The following is a 12174-nucleotide window of genomic DNA, read 5'->3' as shown; positions in this document are numbered from 1 at the left end:
TATCCTTGATGCCCGCCAACCACCAAGCGGACGAAAATGGAGGGCTGACACCTGCGGGATGAAAAGGTTCAATGAGCTAAATCGACGGAGTCGAGTTAGCTCATTACCTTCCCGCGGTAAGCATGCCCCCATTTCGGGAGCGGCAGCCACCCTCATTCATTTTTATACCAATAAAAAAAGCTGAACAATTAACTGTTCAGCTTTTCCATTAGTTATAATACTTCTGTCCCAATCACTTGTCGGTTTAGCTTTTTTTGACCTCTACTTGCTCCACTCGGTGCCCTTCACCTTTAGTAAGAATCAGATCGGCACGGTGACGAGTTGGTCTTATATTTTTCTCGAGATTTACCCCGTTGATTGTTTTCCAAATGGATAAAGCAACATCCTCTGCTTCCGATTTACTTAAATGCCGGTAGCGGTGGAAAAATGAGTTGGGATCTTGAAAGGCCGTATTTTGCAATACTTTAAAGCGATCCACATACCACTTAATGATATTCTCCTCTTCCGCGTCAACATAAATAGAAAAATCAAAGAAATCAGAGACAAAGACGGGAGAGATTCTCCGGTCCTTTTTGTTAACCTGTAGAACATTAATGCCTTCCACAATAACAACATCCGGTTCTTCTACATGCTGTGTGCGTTCTTTCAACACGTCATAGGTTAGATGTGAATACATCGGGGCTTCTGTGCTTTTTCGACCAGATTTAATGTCGGAAAGAAAACGAATGAGCTTACGAATATCATAGCTTTCTGGAAAGCCTTTTCGTTTCATTAATCCTCGTTCCTCAAGAACATGGTTTGGGTAAAGGAACCCATCTGTTGTGACAAGGTCTACCTTAGGATGGTTCGGCCATCTGCTAATTAATGCCTGAATTAAGCGGGCTGTGGTGCTTTTTCCAACAGAGACGCTCCCTGCAATACCAATAACAAAAGGAACTTTTTTTGTTTCACGGTGAAAAAAACGATTCTGATCATTATGAAGGTTGACGGAATGCTTGGTATGCATATATAACAATTCCGTTAAAGGAACATAAATTTCTTCAACTTCATCGGGGGAAACCGTTTCGTTAATTCCCTGAAGCTGGGTTCTTTCTTCATCTGTAAGGCTTACAGAGGCTTGGTATGCTAAAGAAGCCCATTCTTTTCTTGTGAAATTGGTGTAAGCATCTGTACTGGAATGTACGGTTTTTGTTAACATAACGATCTCCTTTTAGAGAGTTCTTCTCCCGCAATTGCAGCACTTTAAGGGATAAAAGAGTGCATGTAAGCAGATTATCACTTGAGAGGCAGAGAATCAATAGAAGTCGCTTACATTTTGAAATAAAAAACGGAACCACTTATGTACAAAGTGTTCCGCATAGGTCCTACATTATTCCTCTTCTGTTTCCAACAGTTTCAATAAGTCTTCAGGAAGTTCAAATGTTTGATCCTGAATGGTTAATTGTTTGAATTGGGACTCGTCTTGAATTTCTTTTCGTTTCTTTAAATTATCTATCTCGTGATGGATACCTTCCATTTTTCGATCTAAAGCGGCTGCTGAATCGGCAGCATCTTTTAATTCGCGAAGCAAATGGTCAGGGACTTCAGCATCATATTTATAATAGATTTTATGTTCAAGACTAGCCCAAAAATCCATAGCAATTGTCCGGATTTGGACTTCCATACATACATGCTCCGTACGATCTGTCATAAAGACTGGTAACTCAAGTATTAAGTGAAGGCTTTGATACCCGTTTGCTTTTGGGTGCTTGATGTAATCTTTTACTTCAAGCACGCGAATATCACTTTGGTTCTGAAGCATCTCTGAAAGTGTATAGATATCTGAAAGAAAAGAGCATGTAATTCGAATGCCGGCAATATCTTTAATATGAGTTTTAATACTACTTAAGGATAAAGGATAATTCTTTCTAAGTACTTTATGAAAAATACTCTCAGGCGATTTAAGCCGGCACTTTATATGTTCAATGGGGTTATGTTCATGAACATATTCAAATTCTTCTTGCAAGATCTTTATTTTCGTTTCCATTTCATCCAGTGCGAATTTATACGTCATCATAAATCTGGTTAATTCCATTTTAAAGGATTGCAAGTTTTTTAAATCAAGGTTTGCCACATTCATTCTCCTCTATCGAAAAAATCGCAGTACATCATACCTTTATTTTGGTAGGTCTCATCTTGGAAGTCAAGTTAATGCTTGTGGAAGGTTGTCGAGAAATGTGGAATGGTCAATGGAACGGTGTCAGGAGGTGACGTTTGGCTTGAGTGTAGTGAGGACAGATAAATGGTTAAATTGGTATTTACAGGATCATTCTAACTTTCGCCAGTCAAAAGACAGTATCCAGGTACAGAAGCGTTTTTTTGTTGAGCCGCTAGTAAAGTGGTTTGATGAGGACTTCAAGGATTCACTGCATTCATTTTTGCTTGAACAGGGATTGTTTGCTCCTAAGGAGAGTAGGCTAGCTGAACTAAAGAAGCTTGCTGAACAATCTATTTGGCAGGATGTTCAGGAATGTTTCGTGCGTATCAAAGCACGATGGAATGGGCCAGATGTCCCCATTTATATCTTACCGGTTGATCCAGATATTGCAGAACCTACAAAAAAAGCAGGGCTTAGCTTTCCGTTTGCTGTCATTTTATTTATTGGCACACACTTAACAAAAGCAGAAATTGAAGCCTTATTTATACATGAATATCACCATACAGTTAGACTTTCCCACACAAATCGAACAGAGGACAATATCACGTTTTTGGAGTCGATGTATATGGAGGGTCTTGCTGAATGTGCCGTTTTGGAAATGGTTGGATCCTCTCAATTAGCTCATTGGACATCATTATACAAAGATACTTGGAAGCCGAAATGGGTTGAAAAATGGATTGTACCGAACCTAGATCTAATTGGCAGAAGTAAGCATCGAAAGTACCTTTATGGACAGCATCGACTTACTATTCCCCCAATGTTAGGTTATTACTTTGGTTATCAGCTGGCAAGGACCTCTTGCATGCTACGCCCTGACCGGGATATTGCTGACTGGCTTGCATTTACAGGAGATGAATGTGAGAAGTGGTTAAAAGAAGTGATAAAGAGTATGACGGCCGTGGAATAAATTGGTTGACCCTTGCCTATACTGTGGGTACATAGCTCGCAAGGAGGGTTTCAAATGGTCGTGATGCGTGATGTTTGGATAAACTGGTTTGAAGGGGAAGATAACAGCTATAACGTTTGTGATTTTGTTGAGTGGCGACCGAGTGACCGAGTAGAGGTGCTAGACCAGGTTGTTTTAATTAAAGTGACTCATCGTTTAATGGATTATTTGGAAAATGAGATAGCTGAATTACCTGAACGACTCCTTCAGGATGTCTATCAAAAAAGCTACCTCCGCAAGAATATGTCCCGCATTCAGTTAGATTATTGTTTTATTGCGACAGATGGTCATAGAATTCTTGCCGTCGACACAGCTGGATTTCACACGCCAATTAAAAAGAGTCGCTTAACCCCAAGGCAACAACAGCTTGTACATGAACATTTAAGTAATGGAGAATGGAAAGAATACGATAGTGAGAAAGATTGGGTGCAAAAGGAATACCATATTCTTTCACCGGCACCAGAAGAAATGATTGGCTTAACGAGAAAGGAAAGACAGCTTAAGGTGCTTCTGCATATGGTGTTAGATGAGCTTAAACAATCAGGAACAGATGCGGAGGTAAGGTATTGGTTTACGGAGTGGAAGCCAGAATCTTACGGAGCGATTCAATGTTTGAACAGAGAAGAAGCCTGGCAACAGTTCTATCAGGAGGTTCAGTCTGGATGGACGAGCCAGCATTATGAGCTTTGTGAAACAATGATAAAGGGGCAACCATTTTTTGAGAAGCTTTGGGAGCAAGAGCATCCTGAAAGTGTGAAATGATAATGGTGGTTTACTTACTACGCAACTTCTACTATACTTAAAAAAAAGGCAGTGGGGGCGTTTTCATGGGAACTGAGACAATGGACGGTTTTGCATACTTAGTCATGCAGATACTTACAGTCATCCTATTAGTAGGAACTTTAGGTCTATCATTTTTTGTCGGTAAGATTTGGAAAAAGAATAACGGATACTAAGTTGTTAAGATAAAAGGCTCTGAGGAATGTTCCTCAGAGCCTTTTATACGTTCAAGACTGAATTAACGTGTACGGCGACCTAGTCCCATCGCCCGTTCCGCTTTATGAAGCATACGGACAGCTTGTTTGTTAGCACGTTCTGCCCCGTCATCTAAAATGTGATCAAGCTCTGGTGATTGTATGAGCTCGTTATACCTTTCTTGAATTGGTGATAAGGTATGAACAATAACTTCCGCAAGCTCTGCTTTAAAATCCCCATAGCCTTTGCCATTATATCGTTCTTCGATCGTAGCAATGGATTCACCCGAGCAAGCTGAATATATGGTTAAAAGGTTGGAGACGCCAGGTTTCTGTTCCTTATCAAAGCGCACAGTTCCTTCCGTATCGGTTACGGCACTTTTAATCTTTTTACGAATCGTATTTGGTTCGTCAAGAATTGAAATATAGCTCTTAGGGTTTGGACTTGATTTACTCATTTTTTTTGAGGGTTCCTGGAGAGACATGATGCGTGCGCCTTCTTTTGGAATCTGTACCTCAGGAATTGTGAAGATTGCGTTGTACTTGTTGTTAAACCGTTCTGCAAGGTTGCGAGTTAATTCTAGATGCTGCTTTTGATCCTCACCTACAGGTACGATGTCTGTTCCGTATAATAAAATATCTGCTGCCATTAACGGCGGATAGGTTAGTAATGAGGCAGAGACCGCTTCTTTCCCACTTGATTTATCTTTAAATTGCGTCATACGTTCCAGTTCACCTATATATGAAACACATTGCATCATCCAGCCAAGCTGAGCATGAGCAGGAACTTCTGATTGAATAAATAGTACGGCTTTTTTAGGGTCAAGCCCAACAGCAACATACAAAGCTGCTAAACTGCGAATGTTGTCGCGAAGCTTAAGTCGCTCTTGGGGTTGAGTGATTGCATGCTGATCTACAATACAAAAATAAGAATGATAATCCTCCTGCAAGTCAACAAAATGCTTCATCGCCCCAAGATAATTACCAAGCGTTACCGTTCCACTTGGTTGAATACCGGAAAATACAGTTTTCATTGTCTTCATCCTTCCATTCGAACATCTATCATGGGTATCATACCATATCTATGTGTCATAGGTTTTGTTTACCTCTTAACAAGGTTGTTCAGTATATTTCCTTATTTAGACCATATACTTACTGTAACCTTGGGAGAAGAGGTGGACAAGTTGGAAAAGAAGCCTTTTATTATTCATGCTTCTATAGGGCATGGCCACTGTAGGGCAGCGGAAATTCTTCAGCGAGAACTAAAATTACAAACAACCATTAATCCTCAAGTCTTGGATCTGGTTCTTCATGCCCCTTATTGGAAGAGTATAAAACAGAACTATTACAGGCTGCTTCAGCACGCTCCTTTTTTATGGGGGGGTATGTACAAAAGTACGGATGTCATAACTATCTGGACACTGTTACTAAAAAATGTACTGAAAGCGTGTATGATACAGAATTCCTGGTTAACCGAAATTGAAAAAGCTCCTTTAATCATCTCTACCCACCCCATAGTAACAGCAATGCTCGCAGAATGGAAAAAGGCTCGACATATCCAGTTACCACTTTATCATGTACATACTGATTTTGGTTTTCATCAGGTAGCCGAGCATTCTGAGGTAAACGGCTATTTCTTATCAAACCTCGCTACACCACCAGCACATACATCCTGCTATTATCAATTTGGCATCCCGGTGGAACCCAAACGACAAACTCTCCTCCCAATTGATTACAACAAGAAGAAGTACAGTATTCATCTGAATAAAAAAGTAATCATGATTGCAGGAGGCGGAGAGGGCCTAGCTCCATTTGAGAAGATCATTCATGAGTGTAAATGGTTTCCACCGTCTATTTTCTTATGTATGACTGGTTTAAAGCATCATAAACAGAGAATCTATACCCAATATGGGCATGAAATTCATGTCATTCCCTTCACAAGTGCATTCTCTGACTATGTTCAGCTGGCTGATGTTCTTATTACCAAGGCTGGTGGCTTAACTTTAGCACATGCTCTAACTACAAACACACCTGTTGTCTTGTTCCAACCAATTCCTGGTCAAGAAACAGAAAATGCATATTTGCTTGAAGAAAAAGAGGCTGTATGCTTTGTTCAATGCATAAACCAGCTCTCGAAGTCAGTTAATAAACTTCTGAGAGATCCAGTCTTCCGTGATGAACGAATACGTAATGCCCATCATATTAGCAGACCAGATGCTACTAGGAATATCATTCAGCAGATTGTTTGTGATCACGGTCTTTTTTCCGTTCCACTTGCCTCAAAATCCATAGCAGAATATTAAGAGCAGCAATGGGAATAAATAGAGCGAGCATTCGATTTCCTGATTGAACTGTATAAAACATAAATCCAATCAGTAGGAGAATGGCTCCAACCTGAGCCATTTGAATTTTAGTCATAAGTACCTCCTAAAGAATTTGTCTTGCTTGTTTATTATAACAAGCACCATTTTAATCAGAAAGGTGGGCACTCATGCGTTCACTAAAAAAACTTCAGATAGTATGCATCATTTTAGGTGTTGCTCTTTACATGTACCCATTTCATCATGCATCCGCTTCAACCAATACTCATGAAAAGGCAACAGAGATAACATTAGAAAGCTTTGCAGGAGAATTAAAGTCTCTTAAGGATTATAGAGGGAAAAAAGTAGCGGTGCACTTTTTTTCGATTTGGTGTCATCCTTGTCAAGAGGAAATGCCTTATATTGCAGAGTTTGCGAAGCGGGTTGAAGAAGCTGGAGGCATATTTATTCCAGTCCATCTGACAAAAGTGGACCAAGGGACAAATCAATTGCAAGCATTTCTCACCCATTATCAAGCTGATTTTGATCCACTTCTTGATAAAAAAGGTGAGATGATGAACATGTACACGATTAATGGTATACCTACTACGATTTTTTTAGACGAAAACGGTCAAGTTGAAAAACGAATTAATGGCATGTTACCTAAGGAAGCGGCTGATGCATTTATTCATCAGGTTACGACGAGGAATTAAGCTCTTTTAAATCTTCTTTATTTAGATACTCATTAATAAGTTCATCAAGCATAGCGAGAGAAGAGCGGGCTTTCTGATCATCGATTTTGCGATAATGATGCCCTCCACTTGGCTCTTCATCCGCTTCATCCGCTAGGTGGACAACCTTTTGCAGTGGTTTGAGGTGCAACTCACCTTGTGGGAGGTAAGAATCAGTATGCAAAAGCACAGCCAAAGCTATTTCTTTTGCGGCCTTTGGGTGTTCTCCGAGACGAATCAGTAGCTTATGAGCACGCTCAGCCCCTTTAATCGCATGAATGTCATTTTCTTTATATAATGAGTAATCCCATTTGCCATTTCGATACCAGGTGTAATGACCAATATCGTGCAATAGGGCCGCTTTTGCAGCTAGGTCGGGGTTTACTCCATACTGTTTTGATAATTTAAACGCATGATACGCACAAGCGATGGCGTGGGCCATTCCGGAACGCTTTACATATTTCTGCGTGATGGGGTGGTCGAAAATCTGAACAAGTGTAACATCCCTCATAGAGTGTCTCCTTTCAAATTAGATAAAAACCTGTTAGGATTAATTTATCTATTATATAGACTAGACCATTGATGTTGCAACAAAATTGCGTATCATTTATATACTAAGAAAAAGGAATCAAAAGAATATGAAAGGAGGCCACAGCTTGTCCGAGACACATGTTTTTTCAAAGGGTGAGGAAATAGCAAATGCTATTACTCATGGTATTGGTGCTCTGCTTAGTTTAGCTGGCTTGGTCCTACTCATAGTGTATTCAAGTCTTTACGGTACAGTTTGGCATATTGTTAGCTTTTCAATATATGGGACATCTATGCTGATTCTTTATGCCGCATCCACTCTTGTGCATAGTTTTCCACCGGGCAAGGTAAAGGATTTATTTGAAATCCTAGACCATTCAGCTATTTACCTATTTATCGCTGGTACGTACACCCCCATTTTATTTATTGTTGTTCAAGGAGCATTGGGTTGGACGTTGTTTGGAGTCATTTGGGGAATTGCAACCTTAGGAATTGTGTTTAAGATCTTTTTTGTGAAAAAATTCCTGGTCATTTCAACGTTATTCTACCTCTTGATGGGGTGGATGGCCTTGTTTGCTATTAAGCCGATTATAAGTGCCTTGCCACTTGCCGGAGTTGCCTTTCTCGTAGGCGGAGGCTTGCTTTATTCACTAGGCACCATCTTTTACATCTGGAGAGGGTTCAAATTTCACCATGCAGTTTGGCATCTATTTGTCCTTGGAGGAACCATTCTTCATTTCTTTTTAATTATAGGTTACATTTTGCCATTATAAAGAAGCCGTCACGTCAAACTGACAGGCTTTTTTATTTTGGTGGCATGTTTTTTATTAAAGCGGGAATGGTAAGTAAAATACGTAAAATTATCTATTTGTTTAAGACGGGTGTTGTAAGAATTAAAAACAAGATATACTCACGGTGGAGGCTAGATATGTACATAACATTATCAGAATTAGCGGAATACCTTGATTTACCGATGGAGTATATTTTGAAGCAGCATGCAGCCGGAGCAATTAAGGCGATTTATACGGGAGAGGACTTTGTTGTAAGTAAAAGTGACTTTGACTGGTACAAAGAACAATTGGACCTAAAGCGCAAACAAATCTATGAGGAATTAAATGAACCCATACCAGAAGACTGGGACGCAAAGGATGAGGATTAAAACCCGAAAAAATGATTATGAGAGGCGTGGAATGAATGTGGAAGAAAACTGTATCTGCATTGGCAGTAGGCACAGCGGCATTATTTATTTTTTCATCAGAAGGACATGCCGAGAACGATTCAACTCAAGAGCTACAACATAAGCTTACGGGATTAAAAAGTATGAATCTGCCAGATCGATTGGCAAGATTTGTGCACTCCTCAGATCGAGAGTTTACATATCCAGAAGACGGAGTTAAGGGCATTTATGTCACGGGAAATTCAGCTGGAGGAGAACGGTTTAATTCTTTAGTGAATTTCTTAGATGAAACAGAGTTAAACAGTATGGTAATAGATATAAAAGAGGATAACGGCTACCTTACATATCGTCCTGATGAGGATTCTCCTTTTTATGATATTGCCCAAAACTATATCGGCGATCCAGAGCAGATGTTTGATGTATTAGAAGAACACAATATCTATCCAATTGCGAGAATTGTTGTGTTTAAGGATTCAGTTTTAGCAGAGAAACGACCTGATCTATCCTTTCAGGAGAATGGTGAGGTATGGAAGAATGGACGAAATGAAGCCTTTGTGAATCCTTTTCTTGAAGAGGTGTGGGAATATAACTTAGATATAGCCGAAGAGGCAGCAAAAATGGGGTTTCAAGAAATCCAGTTTGACTATGTACGGTTTCCTGAAGGATTTGAAAACAGAGACGAAGACTTAGAATATGATGTAGGGAAATATGAGGGTGGAGATGGCGATAATATCCATCGTCGTGTAAATGCAGTTAACGACTTTGTTGCGTATGCGAAAGAAAACTTAGAGGCCTATGATGTCGATGTGTCTGTAGACGTATTTGGCTATGCTGCAACAGTAGAATACGCACCAGGCATTGGTCAAAGCTTTTTAGGAATATCGGACAATGTGGATGTTATCTCTTCTATGATTTATCCAAGTCATTGGACCTCCTATTTCGGTATTGATAAGCCTGACTTACATCCTTATGAAATAACTAAAGAATACGCCAAAGTTGAAAATGAACTGCTATCAGAGCTTGAAGACGGCCCAGTTTCAAGACCTTGGATTCAAGACTTTACCGCAAGCTACCTTCCAGATGGTGACTGGCAACCATACGGGAAAGAGCAAGTGGAGGATCAAATAAGAGGCCTAAAAGAAGAAGGCATTACAGAATTTCTGCTATGGGACGCAGGTAACTCATATACAGAAGGCGTGAACTATTCTCCTTAAGTTTTAGTAACCAAACGCTTCCCTCAAAAAGGGGGGGGACAAAGGAGATAAGGTCAGTAAAAAGAATAATGATCCGTAGGCACACCCCAAACGTTAGAGGAAACTTCTAACTTTTGGGGTGTTTTTTATATCTACAAAGTGCGGCATGAGTGCCCACCCATTAGATTCAAAACCAATGTTAATAGTGCTCTCTAAACAAGCGGACAAAATAGGAGCGCTAACACCTGAGGGAAGAATATGAGGCCACTGAAAAAGAAGTTTTTTATTAAAATGAATTTTATTTCAGAAAACAACCTTGATTTTCATAAATAGGAATGGTGGTCATTTGTTTAGTCCGAAACAAGAGTGGAAGGAGAAAACGTAGACTTCTACGGAACAGAACGTGTCTGAAGACATCGAAGTGGCGGTTTTCCACTTCGAGGGCTGAGGCCGTTCCCGTGGAAAGCGAAGTTTTCTCCTGTAGCGGTGCATGAGCTCATTACTAGATGACTTTTTGGTAGTGCCCCCTATTTTTGAGAACGACGAAAGAAGAAACGATTCATAAGCAACCACTATCCATAGAGTCCGATACATTAAAAAATCATCTAGTTCATCACAAATGTTTATAGATATTTAAATAAAGGAATATACTAAGGGTGAAAAAAGTACCGTACCTGGCAAAAGAAACGTGAAGGGGACTTAAAATATGAACTGGTATCAGAAGCTAAGCAAATACTTTCCAATCGAAGAGATGAAATCAAAGGAACATATGGAGCTATTATTAAAAGATAAAGCAGATATTTACCATAAAGACGAAGGTGAAAATCATGTTATAATGTATGTAGAAACAGATGACTTTGTTTTTGTAGATTATTTATTTGTATCTAAGGATGCTCGTGGTCAGGGTCTTGGCAAACAATTGCTACAAAAGCTCAAGGACAAAAACAAACCCATTATTTTAGAAGTCGAGCCGGTGGATTATCAGGATACGGATACAGTGAAACGTAACCGCTTCTACAAAAGAGAAGGATTTACTCATGCACAATCTGTTGGTTATCGTAAACGATCACTTGCAACAAATCAAATTAATGAACTAGAGATTCTTTACTGGTCACCGACAAATGAGTCCGAGCATAGTATTTATGAAAAGATGAAACATACCTATGAGACCATTCACACCTATAAGGACAAAGATCTCTATGGACAGTCATATGAGGCTGTTGATAAGGCTGTAACATTTAATCAGGTAGAGAAGGATACAGAGAAAACGCCAAACGGCTAAAGGTGGTGTTTCTAATGAAAAATAAGGATAAATTGAAACAACAGAAAAAAAAGCGTGAAATGCTAAAAGATCTCTTGAAAAAAAACGTTGAGAACTGGAAGAAAGGTCCTGCTAAAAATCCTTCACCCCATTCATACAACAAAATTACTGCGTAAGACCGCCATCTAATGGTGGTTTTTCTTTTTGAATTGAGTAACAAAATGTAAAATACTTAATAAACATTTTTGTTTAAAAAGAATTTTAGTATAATTGGTTTAAATCAAAACAATACAGGGTACAAAACCTATAACTACATACCAGTAGCTTCGGTATAATGTTAAAGCTTTGTACAACTTTTATACAAGTTGCTGTATACTTTTTGCTGCAAAATCTGTATAATGAAAATGTGCATACAGATGTTCGTGTTTTTGTAACGGAAGAATTAAGTTTTGAAGGGAGAGGTTGGTAAGATGGTCACATTGTTAACTTCACCAAGCTGTACATCTTGTCGTAAAGCTAAAGCATGGTTAGAAGAGCATGATATTCCGTTTGAGGAACGTAATATTTTTTCTGCGCCACTCTCTGTAGACGAAGTAAAAGAAGTGGTTCGAATGACCGAAGATGGAACGGATGAGATTATCTCAACACGCTCAAAAGTATTCCAAGAGTTAAACGTTGAAGTGGAAAACTTACCACTACAAACATTGTTTACAATCATTAGTGAAAACCCTGGCTTATTAAGACGTCCAATTATTTTTGATGAAAAGCGTCTTCAGGTTGGATATAACGAAGCTGAAATTCGCCGCTTTTTACCAAGAAAGGTTCGTACATTTCAGTTGCAAGAAGCTCAACGTCTTGTTAATTAAT

At 39.4% G+C, this 12174-nt stretch carries 16 protein-coding genes; 11 read left to right on the top strand and 5 right to left on the bottom strand.

Annotated elements, in window-relative coordinates; genetic code table 11:
- Positions 1–244 precede the first annotated feature (244 nt).
- Both coaA and FN960_RS12180 read right to left on the bottom strand, forming a co-directional pair.
- Positions 245–1198 carry a type I pantothenate kinase gene (gene coaA, locus FN960_RS12185; protein WP_143849011.1) on the bottom strand — a complete coding sequence of 318 codons (954 nt, stop codon included), beginning with the start codon at positions 1196–1198 and terminating at the stop codon, positions 245–247.
- Between the two features lie 171 nt (positions 1199–1369).
- Positions 1370–2119: a GTP pyrophosphokinase gene (locus FN960_RS12180; protein ID WP_143849010.1), complete on the bottom strand. Its 750-nt coding sequence runs from the start codon at positions 2117–2119 to the stop codon at positions 1370–1372.
- A 148-nt stretch (positions 2120–2267) separates the two neighbouring features.
- Here FN960_RS12180 and FN960_RS12175 point away from each other — a divergent pair, with 148 nt between their 5' ends.
- From FN960_RS12175 to FN960_RS23190, 3 genes are all read left to right on the top strand, one after another.
- Positions 2268–3104, top strand: coding sequence for a DUF2268 domain-containing putative Zn-dependent protease (locus FN960_RS12175; protein WP_260681998.1), 837 nt, complete (start codon positions 2268–2270; stop codon positions 3102–3104).
- Positions 3105–3158: 54 nt separating this feature from the next.
- Positions 3159–3905, top strand: coding sequence for a YjbA family protein (locus FN960_RS12170; RefSeq protein ID WP_143849008.1), 747 nt, complete (start codon positions 3159–3161; stop codon positions 3903–3905).
- A 65-nt stretch (positions 3906–3970) separates the two neighbouring features.
- On the top strand, positions 3971–4099 hold the full coding sequence (locus FN960_RS23190; RefSeq protein ID WP_260681992.1) for a hypothetical protein: 129 nt from the start codon (positions 3971–3973) through the stop codon (positions 4097–4099).
- A gap of 62 nt (positions 4100–4161) precedes the next feature.
- Here the strand turns inward: FN960_RS23190 and trpS are convergent, their stop codons facing one another.
- Positions 4162–5151, bottom strand: a complete 990-nt coding sequence (trpS, locus tag FN960_RS12165; RefSeq protein ID WP_143849007.1) for a tryptophan--tRNA ligase — start codon at positions 5149–5151, stop codon at positions 4162–4164.
- Positions 5152–5301: 150 nt separating this feature from the next.
- On the opposite strand from trpS, the gene FN960_RS12160 reads away from it, so the two are divergent.
- The gene (locus tag FN960_RS12160; RefSeq protein WP_185971019.1) at positions 5302–6420 is read left to right on the top strand and encodes an MGDG synthase family glycosyltransferase; all 1119 of its coding nucleotides are present in this window, start codon (positions 5302–5304) and stop codon (positions 6418–6420) included.
- On the opposite strand, the gene FN960_RS12155 is transcribed toward FN960_RS12160, so the two are convergent.
- Positions 6347–6535: a hypothetical protein gene (locus tag FN960_RS12155; protein ID WP_143849005.1), complete on the bottom strand. Its 189-nt coding sequence runs from the start codon at positions 6533–6535 to the stop codon at positions 6347–6349. The two genes, FN960_RS12160 and FN960_RS12155, sit on opposite strands and share 74 nt — an antisense overlap.
- A gap of 73 nt (positions 6536–6608) precedes the next feature.
- Between FN960_RS12155 and FN960_RS12150 the strand changes: the two genes are divergently transcribed.
- Positions 6609–7130 (top strand): TlpA family protein disulfide reductase, encoded by a 522-nt coding sequence (locus FN960_RS12150; protein WP_143849004.1) that lies wholly within the window; start codon positions 6609–6611, stop codon positions 7128–7130.
- Here FN960_RS12150 and FN960_RS12145 read toward each other — a convergent pair.
- Positions 7114–7659, bottom strand: coding sequence for an HD domain-containing protein (locus FN960_RS12145; protein WP_143849003.1), 546 nt, complete (start codon positions 7657–7659; stop codon positions 7114–7116). The genes FN960_RS12150 and FN960_RS12145 overlap by 17 nt on opposite strands.
- A gap of 145 nt (positions 7660–7804) precedes the next feature.
- Here FN960_RS12145 and trhA point away from each other — a divergent pair, with 145 nt between their 5' ends.
- The 6 genes from trhA (at position 7805) to spxA (ending at position 12173) form a co-directional block, all read left to right on the top strand.
- Positions 7805–8449: a PAQR family membrane homeostasis protein TrhA gene (gene trhA, locus FN960_RS12140; RefSeq protein ID WP_143849002.1), complete on the top strand. Its 645-nt coding sequence runs from the start codon at positions 7805–7807 to the stop codon at positions 8447–8449.
- 155 nt (positions 8450–8604) lie between these two features.
- Positions 8605–8835 carry an excisionase family DNA-binding protein gene (locus tag FN960_RS12135; protein ID WP_143849001.1) on the top strand — a complete coding sequence of 77 codons (231 nt, stop codon included), beginning with the start codon at positions 8605–8607 and terminating at the stop codon, positions 8833–8835.
- A 35-nt stretch (positions 8836–8870) separates the two neighbouring features.
- Entirely contained in the window at positions 8871–10067 is a 1197-nt protein-coding gene (locus tag FN960_RS12130; RefSeq protein WP_143849000.1) for a putative glycoside hydrolase, read from the top strand.
- 685 nt (positions 10068–10752) lie between these two features.
- Positions 10753–11328 (top strand): GNAT family N-acetyltransferase, encoded by a 576-nt coding sequence (locus FN960_RS12125; protein WP_143848999.1) that lies wholly within the window; start codon positions 10753–10755, stop codon positions 11326–11328.
- Between the two features lie 14 nt (positions 11329–11342).
- Positions 11343–11483 carry a hypothetical protein gene (locus FN960_RS22840; RefSeq protein ID WP_185971018.1) on the top strand — a complete coding sequence of 47 codons (141 nt, stop codon included), beginning with the start codon at positions 11343–11345 and terminating at the stop codon, positions 11481–11483.
- A gap of 294 nt (positions 11484–11777) precedes the next feature.
- Positions 11778–12173 (top strand): transcriptional regulator SpxA, encoded by a 396-nt coding sequence (spxA, locus tag FN960_RS12120; protein ID WP_143848998.1) that lies wholly within the window; start codon positions 11778–11780, stop codon positions 12171–12173.
- Position 12174 lies beyond the last annotated feature (1 nt).

It is taken from the genome of Alkalicoccobacillus porphyridii (genome assembly GCF_007293315.1).
Taxonomy (GTDB): domain Bacteria; phylum Bacillota; class Bacilli; order Bacillales; family Bacillaceae_D; genus Alkalicoccobacillus; species Alkalicoccobacillus porphyridii.
The sequence above is the reverse complement of the archived record's forward strand: the minus strand, read 5'-3'. Positions and strand labels throughout refer to the sequence as shown.